Below are 18458 nucleotides of genomic sequence, written 5' to 3' on the forward strand. Positions count from 1 at the left end.
GGTGGCGGGACAGTGCTTCGACGCTGCGGTTGAACGGTACTGGTAGGCGGTGAGGAGCATGGGCAGCTTCTCGCTCGGCTGGCCGTCGAGATGGACGTATATGCCGTTGTAGCCAGTCTCGGTGGGGCGGGCGATGAAGGAACGGGTCGACAGGAGGGGCCTCCAGGGAGTTTCGGGATTACCGGCCGGGTGTCGGGCCAGGGGCTGCGGGTGCGGTGGAGGGTGTGGACAGCTGGGTTTCCCCGGAGAGCGGACTTGAGGCAGCGCCGCCAGGGGAGGCGCTAGCGATGGAGGGCGGAGCTGGTGGGGCTTCGCACGGCGGGGCCGATGGCCGGCTTGGCGGTCAGTGCCGGTTGCGCGGCGGCGGGAGCCGCAGGGGAGTGGCGGAGGTTGACGCCGATGCCCTGAGCGGCCAGTTGCTGTGCCACCGCCTGGATGCGCAGGGCCCGGCCGATGTCGCCGTACGCGGCGGGCAGGAGGAAGGCGGCCTGGTGCGGGTGGTACTGGAAACCGTGGGCGTACAGCGGCATGCGGGCTTCCTCGGGCACGCTCGCGTATGGGACGCCGAGGGCCCCGTCGTCGTACCAGGTCAGGGTGACGACCTGGGACACCTGCGGCGGAGCAGGCCGATGCGGGGGCTCGGGCTGGGACAGGGCGTTGTCGAATACCTCGATCAGCGCGCGCTGGTAGCGGGGAAGCAGACGGCGGGCGACGCGCGCTGCGGCACGTATCTCCAGGGGCTTGAGGGTGTAGTCCAGGGCGAAGTTCCGGTCGACCCACAGCTGGGCCCACTGGCTGCACACGCCGATGCGCCAGTCGGCGAACTCGGCATCCTGGCGCCCCATCGAGGGACGGACCGGCCCGGCCAGGCCGGCACGTTCCACCTGCTTGGTGTAGGCGGCGCCGATCAGGCACTCCATGGAGACGAGCATGTACGAGATGCCGGTGTGGAACGGGCGGCCGGTTCCGTGCGCCTCCACCCACTCCGGGTCGCGGACACCGTTGACGATCTCCTCGACCGGCTGGTCCGGGAGCGGTCGCACCAGGAGGTCCGTGCGGCCCTGGTAGGCGTAGGTCGCCTTCAGCTCCTCGAACGTCATCAGATGGTCGAAGGTGATGTACGTGAACCTGGTGGGCACACCCAGCGCGGACAGGGTGCGGATCGCGAGCGCGTTCTGTTCGCCGCCGGTCTCCTTGTTGAACCGCTTCAGGATCGTGTCGACGCCGGATTCGACACCGAACAGGCAGCGGCGCAGTCCCTTGTTCACCAGGGAACGCCACAGGGCGGCGCGCTCGACGTGCCAGGCGAAGTCGCGGTCCGGGTGGGTGACCTGATCGATGCGGCAGCTGGTCTCCCACTTGAATCCGGCACCGTTCAGCACGTCAGCCATGTGCAGGGCGCGGGTGACGGCATCCGGTCCGCGGCCGATGAATTCCTCGTCGACGAGGTACAGGGTCCGGGAGATGTCCGGGTACCGGTCGAACACCGAGCTCATGCTGTCGAGCATCCATCCGAAGTCACTCGGCGTGCCGCCCGCCCACTGCCCTTTATGGCCACGCGGGCAGAAGCTGCAAAAGTTGGTGCAGCCGCGGGACGCCTCCAACTGCGCGACCCCGTGATGGGCGAACGTCGCCGGCAGCAGGTCCAGCTCGGGCAGGAAGTCACTCTGTGCCCGGCTGACGGGCTTGGCCGTGCGCCGCCGCCTGACCGTGAGTGTGCCTTCGCCGCGGGCGGCGCCGTTGTAGCCGATGCTGTGGACGTGCTCCTTGGCGAGGTCGCCATGCCAGTGCGCGAGCAGGTCCTGGACGGTCGACTCGCCGGCACCACGTGCGATCAGCAGGTCGGGGTAGCGCTCCAGGAGCAGGGCCTCGTTGCGGGCCGTGAGGCTGCCTCCAGCTACGACGAGCGGCGGTTTTGCCAACGCGTATGTGGCGTCGAGGAGTTCGATCATCAGGTCGTGCTGCCCGAACGTCGCGGAGATGCCGAGGATATCGGGGGGCTCGTCGGTGATGTGCTTGACGAGATCGGGCAGGGTGATACCGAGCTGCATGTCGGCGAGCTCCACCTCGCCCATGAGGCAGGCGCGGGCGGCGCGCGCGACGTCGCTGATCCCGAGCGGGAAGCGGGGCAGGGGGAAGTACTCCGGGTGGTACAGGGCGGCGAGCAGGACCCGCGGCCGCGATAGCCGGTAGAGGGCTTCCGGGGCGAGGTCAGCCAGGGACAGCCATTCGTGGGCCGATTCGAGGTCCATGTGAGCATGTGCCCAGACGGGCCACGCGCGCTGGTGATGCGGCTGACCGGACAGGTCCGCGACGACCCACCGGCCGTCGGGGCGCTCGGCGAAGACAAGCCGCCGGTCCAGTGTGCCGGTGACGTGGACCCGCCCGGCGTACGGGGTGCAGTGCTCTTCCAACCAGCCTCGCACCTGGTTGGGGTTGATCAGCAGGGGCTCCAGGGTGGCTATGGCACCGTCGTGGGGGTGGAGCGAGGGGTTCACGAGTCGTAACGCGTAGGCCAGGCGCCGGGCCTGGAGGGTCATGGTGCGTTCTTCGGTCATGGCGTCTCGCCCTTCAGGAGGGGTGAATCTTGCCTTGAGGGAGAGCGAGTGTGGGCAGAGTCCGTGGGTGGAAGTCCTCTGCCCACACCGCTCGTCCGACACCGGTCCCTTCAGCAGGCGCGGTTGCCGGGTGGTGCTCCGCTCGCCTGGCGCAATGGAGCTGGGCGGACGGCCGGGCGGCCCCAGCATGGGGGACGTAAGGGACTCGCCCTCGTCGGCCCGGCCGTCCTTCGGGAACGGGCCGACGTGGTGTGCTCCGCTGGCCGGGCTGGGGTAGAACTGGAGAGCGTCCCCAGGGGTGGAGCTGTCTATGAGGCTGGCAGTAGAGCGGTAGGTACAACGTCGGGGCTGGCCAGGGTCGGAGCATCGATCCGAGGCGGTGGGGCCGGCTGCACATCGAGGTAGTCGATGAGATCTCGCATCGCGGCAGCCAGGCCCCGGAGGTCCGAGCCTCCGGACCGAAGCGACGTCTCGACGTGTTCGAGCGCAAGGACCATGTCTTGCGGACCGCCGCTGGCCAGGCGGGCGCGTGCCCGCGGTACGAGAACCGCGGCGTGCAATCGAAGCCGCGCCACGGTCCGCTTGTCCTCCATGCCGTAGTCCAGTACCTCCCGCACTGTCCGGCGGGGCACGGTCCAATCCGTAACCAGCCACGTCACGGCATCTCCCGAAGCGGTGCCGTCGTGGGCAGCGCTGTCGGGGACACGCACCTTCACGGCAGCCACGCGAGCACCTGCTCTGCGGTGATGATCTGGTACTGCCACGAGCGGGTGACGAGGTGGGCCGGGTTGCGGGCCTGGAGGTTCGCCATCAGTTGCCGGGCGTCCCGGCGGGTGAGGTCGACAGACCGCTTCAGCTTGATCGCCATCTGCGTGGCCCGCATGCCCCGCGCGATCAGCGGCACGAGTTCACGCTGTTCACAGGGGAGGAGCAGTCCCTCGTGGGCCAGCAGGTCCGGTCGGTCGATGGCCTCGGTGGCGTAGGCGACGGCGAGCGCGGCGGAGTTCTCCGTCACGCCGCGGAGCTTGTACTTGGCGTTCTTGAGGTAGCTCGCTGCCGTATTTTTCGTGATCTTGAGGTTCAGCGCGACTGCGGCGAGCGTGCTGCCGTTGGCCAAGCCCTTGATGACCTGCCGCTCCCTTGGCGCGAGGATGACCTTCTCGACGGACGTGGTCACTGCTCGACTCCTCGGCGGCCCACCCGCAGGAGTGCCCAGACCCGCTTCCCGGCGGGCAACGTCTCGACGCCCCAGTCTGCGGAGATCTCGGACAGCACCGTCAGGCCCCGCCCGGTCTCGGCCTCGATATCGGGGTGGCGCTGCACCAGACCACGGGGCGACGGATCCGCCACCGTGATCCGAACCGCGCGGCGTTCCGGCCGCTCCACGGTCAGCTGGCAGCGGATCGGCTCGTCTCCCGGCAAGGGCGGCTGCGTTGCGTGGCGCAGGGCGTTGGTGACCAGTTCCGAGACGGCCAGCTGTGCGTCATCGGTCAGCACGTCCAGACACCAGCACGCCAGTGTGGTGCGTACGGAGCCCCGAGCCTGCCGCACTGCCGGCGGGATCAGGAGGAGGGTCTGCGTGTACCCCGGAATAGTGCGGGTGAGGGGGCGCAGGGGCAAGGCGAGGGACGGGGGTGGCACGGTCTTGGTGGTGGGCGTGGGGTGTTGCTCCTGGTTCTGCGTCGTCATCACGGCCTCAGGTCGCTTGTGGCCGGCCCCATCGGCTTCACCGACGGAGCGCAGCCGGGTCGGGATGGGGGATTTATCCGTCGCTTCGATGCGCAGCTCGAAGGGGGAGTACGTGGTGGTCGTCATCAGCGCGTCTCCAGGGGGATGGCGGTCGCATCGTGCGGAGCGAATCCGCGGGGGAGGGGGAAGCGGGGATTGCCCAGAGCCCGGTAGCAGCGGCGTGGCCCGAGGAAGGCCGTGCGCGCGTGGAGCCATCGGTGGTTGTCCAGCAGGTAGCCCTCACCCGCACCGAGTTCGAGAGGTTGCTGGTGCCGGGTGGCGGAGGTGCGGAGAGGGGGCACATAAGTGCGCGTGAAGGGGTGCCAGCGCACAAGGCCGTCTTGCCGCAGCCGTATGGAGAGCTGACCACCCGGGGCGTGGTCGAAAACTGGCGCAAAGACGCCGTCGGCGCGACCGAAGAAGGCCGCTCGCGGCTCGGTGAGCGCGGCCAGGGCATTGGGCTGGTTCGCTTGCAGATCTGAGTGCACTGCTCGCCCATCGGTGGACGCGATCTCCAGCGTGGCGTCGCGAGAATCGAGCCCGTCGAAGGTGACCAGGCCGACTTCGCTGATCCGTTCGGCGACAGCGCACATAGCGTCGGGGCCACGCAGGTCGAGGTAGCAGGCGCTGAACAGGTCCCTGGCAGAGCGTGCAGCGGCACGGGTCATTGCCGAACTCCCTTGATACGGACGGCCAGTGGCCTCACTGTCGAGAGGCGCTGGTGGTTGTGTAAAGCGACAGATTGCCGACTCGGGCAATTCACCCATCACGGCCGATGGCCGGTCGCTGCGTGCTACGTTCCGAGGGTCCCGGCCGTCGTCCGCTGCAAGAGGACCGTCATGTCGTACACGCCACCCCTGTGGCCCGTATCCGTTAAGGGCGTCGCCTGTGATGCCCACGACCGCGTCCTGTTGCTGGAGAACGAACGCGGGGAGTGGGAACTGCCCGGCGGACGGCTGGAGATCGTCGCCCAATCCGGCCAGCCGGCTGACGAGAATCCGGAGAGCGCCGTCGAACGCGAGTTGCTGGAGGAGACCGGCTGGAAGGTCAAAGCCGGCACCCTCATTGAGGGTGGGGTGTGGGTCTACGAGCCGATTCCCGGTCGGCGGGTCCTGATCGTCACCTACGGGTGCACGGTGCTCAACCCCGAGCAGGAGCCCGTGCTCAGCCATGAGCACAAGAAGGTCGGGTTGTTCACCGAACAAGAGGTGCCGGGCCTGACCATGCCTGACGGCTACAAGCGCTCGATTGCCGCCTGGTACAGGCGCAAGTAGTCGGCTATGGGCGTCGGTCGCGTCGCACTCCGCCCGCCGGGCAGTCATGTCGCCTGGCGATGGGCGACTCCCCAGGCGCAGGTGATCCTGGCCACCCGCGACCTCGGTGCAATCCTGCGGTTCTACCGCGCCGTCCACGGCATGAACCAGACCCAGCTCGGCGCCCTTCTGGGCTACGACAAGACGTACGTTTCCGCCCTGGAACTTCGCAAACGCACCGTGGACGACGTCGGATCCCGGCGTCGTCTGTGCGAGATGCTTCACCTCCCGCCGCATGTCCTTGGTGTCACCGACGCCGCGGACGCTGATCACCGCGCGATGTTGCAGTTCGGCGAGTCCACAGTTCGCCTCGCGGAGATCGCCCGCCAGTCCGGCCATGCCTCCGAAGCGGTCGCGGAGCTGTGGCCACTCGTCGCCCGCCTGGAAGCCCGGGCACAGGACGGATACGCCGAGCGCGACGTACTGCACCTGCTCGCCCGCGCCCGTGTCAGCCTCGGTGTCGCGCTCGGCAACGTTCTGCCAGAGGAGCGGCTGAGCACAGCAGCGCACTGGACAGCCAAGAGCTTGGAGATCGCCGAAGTGTTCGCCGATCCGGGCTTCACGTCGTACGTTCTGCGGATGCACGGCAATGAACTGCGCAAAGCCCGTCTTCGCGGAGCCGCAGTCGAGCGCCTGTCCCGCGCCGCCGCACTGGCCCCGGACAGCGATGCGCGTGCCGCGGTGCTGCCGCTCCTCGCTCGCGCCACCGGTGCGCTCGGCAACGGCCCGCTGTTCGACCGAGTGATGAGAGAGACAGAGACCCTGCTCGAACGCGCCGAGCACACCAGCCTGTTCAACCCCTTTGCCCTGCACGAGATTCGGCTCCGCGGCTTGATCGACACCGGGCGCGTCCACCACGCCGCACAGCTTGCGGAGAGCACCCCAGTCCCGACCACGGCTGTCGCACCACAGTGGCGCGTCATCGAACAGGTAACCGTCGCCCACGTACGGCTGCACGCCCAAGACCACAGCGGGGCTGCCGAGTCGTTGAACACCGCAATCCAAGAAGCGGTCAGACAGCGCCTTCCACACCAGCTCCAGCGAGTGGTGCGCACCGCCGGAGACAAGCTGCCAGAGCTCCGGGACACCGCTGACGGTGCCCTCGGCAGGATGCGGCGGGAGATGGCAGCTTAGCCGTCCGGATCGGGTGGTGATGCTCTGGCGCATTGCTGGCCTCGGCTCGTCGGGGTGTGGGTCTTGCCGGCGCGGCCCGTCCCCGAGGTTTCCCTGGGCTGGCCCTCCAAGCGGGACCGCGTACGAATGCCGGGGGTACGCACCCCCATGGGCCGCCCGGAAAGCAGCTTCCGCATCGGCTTGCCGAACTAGCTTGGTGTGCACGCTAGTTAACATTCAAGGGGAAGCGCGAATGAACGCACGCCGTGACGTGCATTGGCAAATGCCCGGTAACCGACAGGGGGTGTTGCAAGGAGGGCTGAGCGTGTCAGACTCCGGACTGAACACCGGCCCCGGCGGGCAGATACTCTGCGCTGCTGGACAGGGGCCTCGATCTGACGGACAGCAGACCTAAGTGAGGGGACAGGTGGCCGCACGACGAGGACCGACATACCTGCGGGTCCTGCTCGGCAAAGAACTCCGAGCCCTGCGGGAACGGACCGGCGAGACTGCAGAAGCAGTGTCGGTGGCTCTCGGCTTCTCTCGCTCAAAGATCAGCCGAGTCGAGGCAGGCGACATCCCATTGCCCAAGCTTGCCGACCTCGAACAGATGATGGACCGGTACGGGGTCGAAGACCCGGACGACCGCGCTGAGCTCCTGAAGATGCAGAGCGACTCCTTGAGCAAGGAGCCCTTCATCTCGTATCGAGGCGTTCTGCCCTCCGGCGTGCTGATGTACGTCAGCCTTGAGCGCGATGCAGTCAAGATCCGCGGGTACGAGAACCATGTTGTGCACGGCCTACTCCAAGACGAGTCCTACGCGCAGGCGCTCGCTGTCTCCGCGAAGATCGTGGAGGAGCGGACCACTGAGTTCGTTGAGCGCGGGGTTCGACTGCGGATGGAGCGTAAGGAGCTGTTGCACTCGGGGGACACGGAGGTGCACATCATCCTGACGGAGAACACCCTGCGTACCGTCGTTGGTTCGCCCGACGTGATGCGTGCACAGTACGCGGAGATCATCCGCCTCAATCAGCTGGACAACGTCGAGGTGCAGATCATCCCTGAAAACCTGCCCACCTACCGAGCTGGGTTCAACTTCACGGTTCTGGAGTTCACGGACCTCGGTCCCGTGGTTCAGAGCGACAGCGCCAAGGCCACCACCATGTGGTCGAAGCAATCGGATGTGGGGCAGTACCAGAGGCAGTTCGATGCCATGGTCAAGGCGGCGCCTGGCCCCTCCCAGACGCCGCACATCCTGCAGGCCCTCGAAAAGAAACTGTGGACATGACTCATCACAAGAACTTCCCCGTCGCGACCGACATGGCGCCGGACGGGGAGTGGACGAAGTCCTCGTACAGCTCGCAGGACAATCAGAACTGTGTCGAGACGGCCAAACGCCCAGGGTTGATCGGCGTGCGTGACTCCAAGGACAAGGCGGGCCCGGCCCTCGCCTTCACCCCTGCGGCCTGGACGAGCTTCATCGAGACGGTGAATTCGGGCGAAGCCGACTTCGGCGTCGTCGACAGTTGATCAGCAGAGCGGAGTGGCCCGTCCCCCCCCCAGCCCGTATCCGGGGGAGGCGGGCCATTTTCGTACATCCGTACCTATGGGGGGAGACACGTTCGTGGCCAGGTCTGCTGTTGTGGGCTGAGCGATCAACAGCCGGTGATTGCCGTCGTCAGGATCGCGTTTCCAGGGGTACTGATGGTTCGCGGTCCGGGTCATGCTGTAGTCGCGGAGGCCCGGCGCGGTGGCTTGCTCCCACTCTTGCCATGCCGCTTCAAGTCGACCACGAGGTGGAAATCAGCGTCGTCGCCTGCCGTTCGTATTTGTGTCAGTTCCTCGAGGGTCGGAATGATGGCCCGCTCGGGATTGTATTGCGGAGGTATGACGTCCAGGAATGGGTCGTCGGGGATTGCGCCGCGCCGGTGGGCGTCCCGCAGCACGGATTTCAAGCGGGTGAAGGAGTTTTTCTGGACGGCCAGCCCCAGTCCGTTCCGCTCCATCGTGGCGATGTACTGCTCGATGACGAGGGAGTCGAAGGTGTTGATGCGGCGCGATCCCAGCTCGGGGTACACGTGGTTCTTCAGCAGGCCCTTGATGTCCTGGATGGTGGCAGGGATGACCCCGCGGCGGCGTTGGATCCACGCCTCCGCGTACTCCTCGAAGGGCATCTGGCCGAGTGTCTGTATTCGTTCGGCCTTAGACGGAGGGACTGTGCGCTATCTCCGTGAGTCGGTCCTTGGCGGCATCCTGCGTCTGGAACCCTGACTCCTCGGTCTGCTTCCCGGCCGCGTTCCGGTATCTGATCTTGTATGCGTGCGGGCAGCCGGTGGGCTTCGCGCAGCCGCACTCCTTGAAGAAGGTGCCCATGCCGCGGGCGAGGGTCTGGGTGGCCATGTGGCGACTCCTGCTGATGCTGACCTTTTGCTGACCCCCTCCGTGGGCATCATGCCTGTGGCCTGCGGCAACGCCAAATTTGCCTCAGTTGTGGCACGTGGGCGCCATCCAGATGCGGTTCGGGACGGTCAGCGAGCGGAGGGTGATGGGCTCGAACAGTGCGCTCACGGCAGGCTCCTGTGCTCGGGCGGAACGGGCTCCGGTGTGGGACCCGCACTCGTACGATAGGCACCGTACTACGGTGGATGTCAAACTACGATATCTCTCGTACAATGGATCCGTGAGCGGGGCGAGGAATCCCCGGACAGGCGGTTCACCCCCGGACCGGGCGCCGTGACGCCACCACCGCGCGCCGGACCAGTGGAGACCGCGTCGCGGACGCCGAGCCGGCGGAACCGAGTGCACCGAGCCGGCCGAACCGAGTCAGGAGCCGTCATGCCGACCGACAAGACGTCCACGCGCGGCCCTTCGGGGTCCCGGCCGCTGGAGCACCCGGGGCGCGAGGAGATCCGGCTGGCGGACGTCCTGCACGCCCTCGCCGACCCCATGCGGCTGCGCGTCGTCCGCACCCTCGCCGCCGCCGAGGGCGAGCTGAACTGCGCGGACATCGAACTCCCGGTCAGCAAGTCGACCTGTACGCACCACTTCCGGGTGCTGCGCGAGCACGGTGTGATCCAGCAGTTCTACCGGGGCACCGCCAAGATGAACCGGCTGCGCACGGCCGACCTGGAGGAGCTCTTCCCCGGCTTGATCGACGGCGTCCTCCGGGCGGCGGACCTGCAGGCCCGCCGCCTCGGGGAGGAGTAGTCACGGGCGGCGGACGGCCTGCGCCGTCCGGTCGTGTCGGACACCCCCTGCCGTCCGGTTGCGTCAGACGGCCTCCGCCGTCCGCGCCGCCTCCAACAGGCCGGTCCAGTCGGGGAGTTTGACGGTGCCGCGGCCCAGCCCGCGGCCCCACTCCGCCTCCGCGGCCTCGATGGCCAGCCAGCCCCGCCAGGCCACCGGCCGCTCCCCCGCCCGGGCCAGCTCGGCCACCGGATCCCCGGCCGGTCCGCGCTTCCGCTCCCCGAGCGCCGCGGCGTCCGCCAGCAGCGACTGCGCGGTCTCCTTCGCGCACGGCCGGTTGGTGCCGATCACGCCCGTCGGGCCCCGCTTGATCCAGCCCGCCACATACACCCCGGGGAGCGGAGCGCCGTCGTGCAGCACCCGCCCCGCGTCGTGCGGCACCGTCCCCGTGGCCTCGTCGAACGGCAGCCCCGGCAGCGGCGTCCCCCGGTAGCCGACCGAGCGCAGCACCAACTGCCCCTCGATCTCCTCGAATTCACCAGTACCCGTGACCCCGCCCCGCCCGTCGGGCGCGGTCCGCTCGAACCGGACCGCCCGCACCCCGGTGGCGGCGTCGCCGAGCACCTCCACGGGCCGGAGGAAGAACCGCAGATGGATCCGGTGCTGGCGCTTCCCGGGAGTGTCCGCGTCCGCCGTCGGCTCCGCCCAGCCGCGCAGCACCTCGACGTTCCGCCGCGCCACCGCGGGCAGCCCGCCGGGGTCCCGGTACGCGGGGTCCCGCTCCAGTTCCTCCGGCCGGACCACCACCTCCGCACCCGGAAGCGACCCCAGCTCCCGCAGCTCCTTGGTGGTGAACTTCGCCTGGGACGGCCCGCGTCGGCCGACCATCCAGACGTCCTCGACGCGGCTGTCGGCCAGCGTGCCCAGCGCGCCCTGCGGCATGTCGGTGGCGGCGAGCTCGGCGGCGTCACGGGAGAGCATCCGCACCACGTCCACTGCCACATTCCCCACGCCGATCACGATCGCGGACCGCGCCGTCAGGGCGAAACGCCGCGTGGCCGCATCGGGATGCGCGCTGTACCAGGCGACGAAATCGGTCGCCGCATGGCTGCCGGGCAGCTCCTCGCCGGGGACGCCCAGGCGCCGGTCGGTGGCGGCGCCCACGCAGAACACCACCGCGTCGAAGATCTCCCGCAGCTGATCGAGACCCGGCCCGGCCGCCCCCACCTCGACGTTCCCCAGGAAGTGGACGCGGGGGTGCTCCAGCACCGTACGCAGATTGTTCTGCAGTGACTTGATCTTCTCGTGGTCCGGGGCGACGCCGTAGCGCACGAGTCCGTACGGGCAGGGCAGCCGGTCCAGGACGTACACCTCGATGTCCGGTACGTCCTGCTGCTCGATCAGGGACTGGGCGGTGTAGACGCCGCTGGGTCCGGAACCGATCACTGCGACACGAAGCACGGGTGGCCCCTTCCGCGGATACCCCCAGGATCGCACCGGCGGGCGCGCGACGGGAGGCGCGCCATCCGGGAGATGCGCTATCGGGGTTGCTCCCGATGGGATGAGCGTGCCGCGCTGCTGGGCCGGGTGAGGTGGAGGTTAGGTTTTCAATGTGTCGGAAAGTGACTTTTATACCGTTAATCACGGATATGAAGCTCAGGACGCGCCACGTGAGTGGCCCACGTGGGAACTGACGGCGCACGGCTCGGCCGCGCCCGCCCCCCGGCCCGCCACCCCGGACGAGGCGACCGCGTCCGACGGTCGCGGATGCCCGGCGCCCCGGCTCGACCCGCTGGGCTCCTGGTGCAGCGCACGGCTGACCTTCGCCGACGGTGCCCGGATCGATGTCCTTGTGACGGTCTCCGACGACCACATCACCGTGGAGGACGTACGGGCCGACCCGCCGCTGCGGCTCGACGGCCTCGCCGAACTGGCCCGCTGGATCGAGGGCCCGCTGGACGACGCCTTCCGGACGGTCACCGGGCGCCCGCGCCGGAGCCGGCCCGCTCCCCGCGGACCGGGCCCGGCCGCTGTGTCACCGGAGCGGGCCGGCGGGCCGATGGCGGCGGCCGAGCCGGGGTGCGACGCCGGGGCGGCCGACGGGGCGGCACCCGAGGCGACGACCGACCCGGCGCATCCGGCACATCCCGCGCATGAGCTGACCCATGAGCCCGCACATGAGCTGACACATGAGTCGGTGCATGGGCCGGCACCTGAACTGACCCATGAGTCGGCAGGTGAACCGAAGGCTGGTCCGGCGCGCGGGCCGACGGCCGCCGGCCCGGCGCACGGCACGGTGGACGGTACGACGCGCGAAGCGGCCGGGGAGCCGTGCACGGCGCCGGGAACGCAGCCCCCACAGGGGCCGGCGCCGGAGCCGGCACCGTCGTCGGAGAAGGCGGCCGCGGCGGGTGAGCCGCCGGCGGAGACGGGGGGCACCCGGTCGCGGGTCGCCGAGCGCCGCAAGCTCGCTGCGGAGGCGTACCGCCGGGCCCAACGGGAGGGGCGCGATCCGGTGCTGGCGGTGATGCTCGCCACCGGGCGCAACCGCCGACGATCGCTGCGCCTGATCGCCGGCGCCCGCGACGACGGCCTCCTGACGCCACGTCACAACAAGCGCTGACGGGCCGGCCGCGGCGCACGTGTGGCGACTCCCGTGACCGGCTCAGTCCGCCGGCGGGACCCCCAACTCCCAGTCCAGCCCGTACCGTTGGAACAACTCGGCACGCAGCCGGATCCGTGGCATCGACGCCCCCGGCAGCAGCATCGGCACCACGGAACCCATCAGCAGCGCCCGCAGCAGCGGGTAGTCGGAGTCCGGGTCCGGCGATCCGTACGCCACGACCGTCTCCCGCAGCAACTGTGCCAGCCGCTGCTGCTCGGGGCACTGGATGAACCCCTCGGCCGTCAGGATGCCCGCCATGTGCGTACGCATCAGCAACGGGCGGTCATGGGCCAGTCCCAGGACCGCGTCGATGGCCCGCGCCATCAGCTCCCGCCCCGCCGACGGTCCGGTCGGCCGCGGTTCGCGCTCCAGTGCCGCCTGCAGGGTCAGGTGCATCAGCCGGTGCACGGCGGACTGCAGCAGCTGCCGCTTGCCGGGGAAGTAATACGAGATCAGCCCCCGTGCCGCGCCCGCCCGTTGCGCGATGTCGCCCAGTGTCGTCGCCTCGTAGCCGTGCTCCCCTACCAGATCGACCGTCGCTTGCAACAGCCGCTCGCGGGAGCGCCGCCGCAATTCTTCATTGACCGATGCGCTGCGGGGGGACATCCTGTAACTCCTGCGTTGACTGGCTCCGAGCCAATATACTCAGCATGACTCCGGATGGTCGCCCTCGGTCGCCATCCGGTCAAGCTGCCCGATTCGGGCGACGCGGGGGATCGCCCGAGTCGGGCGCAGGCGGGACCGAGGTTGGCCGCATGACCAGCGTCTTCCCAGGTCATGCGGTTAACCTCGGTTCACGTCGAGTTGCAGGTTCGATCACGTCTGGTCGTCTCTCAGCATACCGATGCTGAGTTGTTGCTGAGTTTCCTGATGCCTCGTCAGGTCGCTTCGAGGCGTCCTGCAGGTCGATCGGGGGGTGGGCGTGACGGTCCAGCGGTGCTGGCCGCGCGAGCCTGTCGCGTTGTTCGGCTTGACGCCATGCTTCATCTCATGCTGATCACCGCCATCAGCGGTGATCCATCGCGATGCCTCATCGCGGAAGCGGCATCGGGCTGACGCGACATCGAATGCCGGAAACCGTCGAGGAGTATTTCCGGGTCGCTGACTGGCGCTGCTGAGCATGGCCGGCTCTGAGGCCGCCCTTACTGGCCAGCCGATTCCTGCCTTGGCGTCGACGCCATCCTGAAGTGCCCCCAGAAGTTCTCCCCAGGCACCTTTCGCTGGCCATCTGCACTTATGGTCATATGCCGTATGCCATCCACCGAACGGGGTTGGCGGATCCTGTCACGGAATTCCCCATCGCAGCCGGGGCAAAATCCCGACCAGATCCTGCCCGCATTTTCATGCAATCGACGTAACCCCAACCGTCCTCACTGTCCGTCCACGCCTATGTAGCCTGTGGCCCGGTTTCCCTACAGCGACTTGAGTGCGTCGGTAGGCGGTGCATGTGCTGCCGTCGGATGCCTGGCTGCGTCGTGGGCACCCTTTCCGTGGCGAGCAGGTGCAGTTGCGCGGGGGCCGCCCCCCTGTCGGCCGGAAGCGGGCGTGGTGGGGTCTTGGTTACGAGGGCGCGGATGTGGTTCTGGGTGGGGTGGGTGGATTGGGGAAGTGCTGTTGTGCGTAGCGGATTGCGTGGGCGGGCGTGGTGAAGGGAGTGCGTTCTTCTGGGTGGAGTCTGTCGAGGATGCCCAGGGCGTCGAGGTGGTGGCGGTGGTGGTCGCGGACGCCGCTGAGCAGGACGTGGGCGTGGTGGCGGTGGTGGGTGTCGATGGCGTCGCCGAGGGCGAGGATCCCGGTGGCGTCGGTAGCGGTGACGCGGGACATCTGGACGATGACCACTGCCGCCGTGGACTGAGTGACGGGTTTGAGCAGGCGTTCGGCGGTGGCGAAGAGCAGGGGCCCGTCGATGCGGTAGACCGTGATGGAGGCGGCATTCGCGCTATGCGGAGTGTCGCGGGGCGGTGGGCTCTGCCGGGGAATGCCTGCTTTGGTGAGGACGTGCTGCACCTTCGCGGTCTTGGCCACCGCGTGCAGGGCCAGGAGGGCGGTGAGCATCATGCCGGCGGCGACAGCGGTGACGAGGTTGAACATCACGGTGATGGTCGCGGTGAGCGCCGCGACCACGATCTGCCCGTAGCTGCTCCTGGCGAGAGCCCGCAGCGCCGCGAGGTCGGTCATGCGGACGGCGGTGGCGATCAGGACGCCGGCGAGCGCGGCCAGGGGGATCGCGGTCACCAGTGGGGCGGCGGCCAGGACGACGAAGGTGATGGCTGCGGAGTTGGCCAGGGCGGAGAGCCTGGAGGCGGCGCCGGAGCGGATGTTGATGCCGGTACGGCAGACGGTGCCGGTGGCCGCCACCCCGCCGAACGCCGACGTGATCAGGTTCGCGGCGCCTTGGCCGAACAGGACCCGGTTGCCGTCGTGGCGGCCCTGGCCGCTCATGGCGTCCGCGGCGGCCGCGGTCATCAGCGATTCGAGGGCACACAGGGCCGCGACGGTGAAGGCCGACGGCAGCAGGTGAGGGACGATCCCGGGAGTGACGAAGCCGAGCGAGGGCGACGGAAGCCCGCCGGGCAGGGAACCGATCGTCGCCAGCGGCAGATCGGCGAGGTGGGTGACGACTGCCGCGGCGATGACGGCCAGGAGCGGGAACGGTACCGAGGGGCGGAGCCGACTCCCGGCCAGGCACACCACAAGCACCGCGACCGCCACCGCCGCGGGCGCTGCGGCCTGCACCACGGTGACGCCGGTCAGTGCCCGGGCCGCTGAGGCCACGATGCCGCTCTCGCCTGCTGAGTGGCTGCCGAGGACCAAGGGGATCTGCTGGCAGATGATCACTGCGGCGCTGCCGGTGATGAAGCCCGTCACGACCGGCACTGGCAGCAGGCGCGCATACCGGCTGACCCCGAGCAGGGCCATGGCCACAAGAATGATGCCGGCCAGCAGGCCGCAGGTGAGAACTCCGGGTGCGCCGTGGACGTGGGCCACCGGGAGCAGGACCACGGCCAACACTCCGGTCGGGCCTGTGACCTGAAGCTTCGACCCGCCCAGGACCGCCGCCACAGCCCCGGCGACGATGGCACTGACCAGCCCGGCTTGCGCTCCCAGCCCGGAGGCCACGCCGAAGCCCAGCGACAACGGCAGCGCGGCCACGGCCACCGTCGCACCGGCAAGGAGGTCTTTGCGTGGCGTCCGGCACATTTCCGTGAATTCGTCACGGCCGGGCAGAACCCCCTTTATGCGACCCGCCATCTCACGCAAGAGCTGCGCTGCACCAGTACGACTGTACGGCATGCCGACTCCTTCAGTTTCTGGACTCGCTTCCCGTTCGCCGCGAACTCTTCTGAATAGGCATAAGAATGAGCGAGGGCGGGGGCCCAGGGCGGCTGGGCGTTTTTCGCAACGGCCGGCCGCCCAAGACAGGGAGCATTGCGCCTACTCAGCGCCGTGGAGCGGGACGCACAGCAGAAGCGACTCATGACGAGGCATGTGCCCGTGGCGCGTTGCCTCTTACCGGGCGGAAGCTTCACAGGTGCCACCACCCCGCCACAAGCGAGAAAAGAGGTTCGATGAATTCCCCGGACGGCGCACCGGAATTGGGCGGTGAGAATACCGTTAATTCACCTTGGCTTCTTGAATTTAATGCGGGGGCGCGCCACTTCTGCTGCACGCCTGCCCGCGCGCTGGCGGGCCCCGCCTGCGCTTCTACGCGCGGGTCATTCGGAAACCGAACACTTCGTACACCGATGTAATGTGTGAGCCCGTTGGAGCCCGGCAACTCCGCCCCGCGAACGAGGAGGACAGGTGCCCAGTGACCCGTGCCGAAAGCGAATACGTCCCCTCATGCGAGCTGCTCGCCTGCCCGGCGCCCTGATCCGGGAGCGCCGCCGGCCGGAACGGATACGCGCCTACCCCGGTGCTTGGCGCCTGGCCGTGGCCACCGTGTGCTTCGGGGCCTTCATGGGCCAGCTCGACGCCAGCGTCGTCACCCTCGCCTATCCTGGCCTCCGTGCCGAGTTCGGCGCCTCGCTCACCGGGGTCGCCTGGGTCTCGCTGGCCTATCTGCTCACCCTCGTTGCCCTGTTGATACCGGTGGGGCGGCTCTCGGACGCCTACGGCCGCAAGCTGCTGTACCTGTACGGGTTCGTCGTCTTCGCCGCCGCGTCCGGGGCGTGTGCGCTGGCGCCCGGTCTGCCTGTACTGATCGCCGTGCGCATCGTGCAGGCCGCGGGTGCGGCGATGATGCAGGCCAACAGCGTCGCCCTCGTCGCCACCAGCGCACCAACCGGTCGGCTGCGCCTGGCACTTGGGGTGCAGGCCACCGCCCAAGCTCTGGGGCTCGCCCTGGGGCCGCTGATCGGCGGCGTCCTGGTCACCGCGCTGGGGTGGCGGTGGGTCTTCGCCCTCAACGTGCCGATCGGGCTCGTCAGCGTGGTGGCCGGCCACTACCTGCTGCCCTGCACCCGTACCCGCCACCGCACGCCCGGCTTCGACTGGCCGGGAATGCTCCTGCTGGCCCTGACCACTACCAGCGCGCTGCTGACCCTGTCCACTCTCTCCCGCGGTGTGGCCTCCCCTTGGTGGGCCGCCGCCCTGTTCCTCCTGACGGTCGGCGCCGGCTGGGCTTTCACCACCCGCCAACACCACACCCCCAACCCTCTGATCAATCCCGAATTGGTCAGGCCGCGTCCGGTCAGGTTCGGCCTGACGGGAGCACTGTGCGGCTACCTCATTCTCTTCGGCCCTCTGGTCCTGGTCCCGCTCGTACTCACCGCGCATGGCGCTTCGCCGCTGGCTGCCGGACTTGTCCTCACCTGGCTGCCGGCAGGCTTCGCACTCGCCGCTGCCACCGGCGAGAAGCTTCTCCCACCCGGTTGGGGCGAGAGAGCCCGCTGCACGCTCGGCGCCGCCCTGTCCACCAGCGCCCTCGCCGCCCTGTGCGTCCTCCCTTTCGACACCACCGCACTACCGCCCCTCCTCTCGCTGCTCGGACTGGGCCTGGGCCTGTTCATCCCCGCCAACAACGCCACGGTCATGGCCGCCATCCCACGCCACCGCTCCGGCACCGGCGGCGGGCTGATCAACATGGCCCGCGGCACCGGCACCGCACTCGGCGTCGCCCTGACCGCCCTAGCCCTCCAACTCCCCGCCACCCCACGCTGGCCGGCCCCCTCCCAACGGGCCGTACTGGTCCTCCTGGCCGCATCCCTGCTCACGCTCATCACCGCCCGGCGAGCAGGCACACCAACACCCCCGCAACCCCGCGGGCCCATCGCCGGGCAACGAAAGACCAAAGCCCGCCCGGCCCACACACCGGCGCCCTCTACAGTGGCAGCCATGTCCCCGCAGCCCAGGCACGAGCCGACCCCCAACCGGCCACCCGCCACCAACGGCACGGACGCCCAACTCCTGACCGAAGCCGTCACCCGCGTGCGCCGCGCCCTGCGTGCCTCGATACGCACTGACTACCCATGGGAAACCCTGCCCATGGCCCAAGTCGAACTCCTGCAAGCCCTCGCCGACCACTCACCCGCCAGAGTAGGCGACCTCGCCACCCGCCAGCGCCTGGCCTTCAGCACCGTCAGCGGCCTGATCAGCCAGATGATCACCACCGGCCTCGTCGCCCGCGCCACCGACCCCCACGACCGCCGCGCCTCCGCCGTCACCCTCACCGACACCGGACGCCAACAACTCACCGCCTGGGCAACCGCCCACGAACAACGCCTCAGCAACGCGCTCGCCGCCCTCCCCGAAGCCGAACGCGCCGCCCTCCGCGCCGCCCTCCCCGCCCTACTCCACATAGCCGACCACCTCGAGCCCAGCAACACCTGAGCCACGCACCCGCCGCACCACCCTGCGGCCGCCCAGCCCACTGCCTTACGGGCGTCGGCGAAG

At 69.0% G+C, this 18458-nt stretch carries 16 protein-coding genes and 1 pseudogene; 7 read left to right on the plus strand and 10 right to left on the minus strand.

Annotated elements, in window-relative coordinates; all coding sequences use genetic code 11:
• Positions 1-281 precede the first annotated feature (281 nt).
• The 4 genes from AZE13_RS31160 to AZE13_RS36010 form a co-directional block, all read right to left on the minus strand.
• On the minus strand, positions 282-2558 hold the full coding sequence (locus AZE13_RS31160; protein ID WP_181690508.1) for a B12-binding domain-containing radical SAM protein: 2277 nt from the start codon (positions 2556-2558) through the stop codon (positions 282-284).
• A 712-nt stretch (positions 2559-3270) separates the two neighbouring features.
• A complete protein-coding gene (locus AZE13_RS31170) occupies positions 3271-3735 on the minus strand; it encodes a LuxR C-terminal-related transcriptional regulator (protein WP_066939576.1) in 465 nt (154 codons plus the stop codon).
• Positions 3732-4373: an ATP-binding protein gene (locus AZE13_RS34770; protein ID WP_258528109.1), complete on the minus strand. Its 642-nt coding sequence runs from the start codon at positions 4371-4373 to the stop codon at positions 3732-3734. The genes AZE13_RS31170 and AZE13_RS34770 overlap by 4 nt, the downstream gene beginning before the upstream one ends.
• Entirely contained in the window at positions 4373-4954 is a 582-nt protein-coding gene (locus tag AZE13_RS36010) for a hypothetical protein (RefSeq protein WP_066939579.1), read from the minus strand. Before AZE13_RS36010 ends, AZE13_RS34770 begins: the two co-directional genes overlap by 1 nt.
• A gap of 171 nt (positions 4955-5125) precedes the next feature.
• Between AZE13_RS36010 and AZE13_RS31185 the strand changes: the two genes are divergently transcribed.
• The 4 genes from AZE13_RS31185 to AZE13_RS31200 all read left to right on the plus strand — a co-directional run bounded on the left by AZE13_RS31185 (position 5126) and on the right by AZE13_RS31200 (position 8242).
• Positions 5126-5560 carry an NUDIX hydrolase gene (locus tag AZE13_RS31185; protein WP_066939581.1) on the plus strand — a complete coding sequence of 145 codons (435 nt, stop codon included), beginning with the start codon at positions 5126-5128 and terminating at the stop codon, positions 5558-5560.
• A gap of 81 nt (positions 5561-5641) precedes the next feature.
• On the plus strand, positions 5642-6733 hold the full coding sequence (locus AZE13_RS37265; RefSeq protein WP_079124565.1) for a helix-turn-helix domain-containing protein: 1092 nt from the start codon (positions 5642-5644) through the stop codon (positions 6731-6733).
• Between the two features lie 406 nt (positions 6734-7139).
• On the plus strand, positions 7140-8000 hold the full coding sequence (locus AZE13_RS31195; protein WP_066939584.1) for a helix-turn-helix domain-containing protein: 861 nt from the start codon (positions 7140-7142) through the stop codon (positions 7998-8000).
• A complete protein-coding gene (locus tag AZE13_RS31200; RefSeq protein ID WP_066939586.1) occupies positions 7997-8242 on the plus strand; it encodes a DUF397 domain-containing protein in 246 nt (81 codons plus the stop codon). The genes AZE13_RS31195 and AZE13_RS31200 overlap by 4 nt, the downstream gene beginning before the upstream one ends.
• 191 nt (positions 8243-8433) lie before the next feature.
• Here AZE13_RS31200 and AZE13_RS31205 read toward each other — a convergent pair whose 3' ends face one another.
• From AZE13_RS31205 to AZE13_RS38590, 3 genes and pseudogenes are all read right to left on the minus strand, one after another.
• Positions 8434-8886: a phage integrase central domain-containing protein gene (locus AZE13_RS31205; protein ID WP_066939589.1), complete on the minus strand. Its 453-nt coding sequence runs from the start codon at positions 8884-8886 to the stop codon at positions 8434-8436.
• 28 nt (positions 8887-8914) lie between these two features.
• On the minus strand, positions 8915-9112 hold the full coding sequence (locus tag AZE13_RS31210) for a hypothetical protein (RefSeq protein ID WP_066939592.1): 198 nt from the start codon (positions 9110-9112) through the stop codon (positions 8915-8917).
• 93 nt (positions 9113-9205) lie between these two features.
• Positions 9206-9385: pseudogene (locus tag AZE13_RS38590) on the minus strand (NADH:flavin oxidoreductase/NADH oxidase); the annotation flags it as partial.
• Between the two features lie 162 nt (positions 9386-9547).
• On the opposite strand from AZE13_RS38590, the gene AZE13_RS31215 reads away from it, so the two are divergent.
• Positions 9548-9919 (plus strand): ArsR/SmtB family transcription factor, encoded by a 372-nt coding sequence (locus tag AZE13_RS31215; protein WP_066939595.1) that lies wholly within the window; start codon positions 9548-9550, stop codon positions 9917-9919.
• Positions 9920-9982: 63 nt separating this feature from the next.
• Here AZE13_RS31215 and AZE13_RS31220 read toward each other — a convergent pair whose 3' ends face one another.
• Positions 9983-11359: an FAD-dependent oxidoreductase gene (locus tag AZE13_RS31220; protein ID WP_258528110.1), complete on the minus strand. Its 1377-nt coding sequence runs from the start codon at positions 11357-11359 to the stop codon at positions 9983-9985.
• 151 nt (positions 11360-11510) lie between these two features.
• On the opposite strand from AZE13_RS31220, the gene AZE13_RS31225 reads away from it, so the two are divergent.
• Positions 11511-12521, plus strand: a complete 1011-nt coding sequence (locus tag AZE13_RS31225; RefSeq protein ID WP_147264773.1) for a DUF6214 family protein — start codon at positions 11511-11513, stop codon at positions 12519-12521.
• A 42-nt stretch (positions 12522-12563) separates the two neighbouring features.
• Here the strand turns inward: AZE13_RS31225 and AZE13_RS31230 are convergent, their stop codons facing one another.
• Both AZE13_RS31230 and AZE13_RS31235 read right to left on the minus strand, forming a co-directional pair.
• Entirely contained in the window at positions 12564-13169 is a 606-nt protein-coding gene (locus AZE13_RS31230; RefSeq protein WP_066939604.1) for a TetR/AcrR family transcriptional regulator, read from the minus strand.
• Between the two features lie 954 nt (positions 13170-14123).
• Entirely contained in the window at positions 14124-15764 is a 1641-nt protein-coding gene (locus AZE13_RS31235; RefSeq protein WP_220127620.1) for a SulP family inorganic anion transporter, read from the minus strand.
• Positions 15765-16406: 642 nt separating this feature from the next.
• Between AZE13_RS31235 and AZE13_RS31240 the strand changes: the two genes are divergently transcribed.
• The gene (locus AZE13_RS31240) at positions 16407-18395 is read left to right on the plus strand and encodes an MFS transporter (RefSeq protein ID WP_309302252.1); all 1989 of its coding nucleotides are present in this window, start codon (positions 16407-16409) and stop codon (positions 18393-18395) included.
• Positions 18396-18458: the final 63 nt, after the last annotated feature.

Source organism: Streptomyces sp. NBRC 110611, assembly GCF_001590865.1.
In the GTDB taxonomy this organism is placed as follows: domain Bacteria; phylum Actinomycetota; class Actinomycetes; order Streptomycetales; family Streptomycetaceae; genus Streptomyces.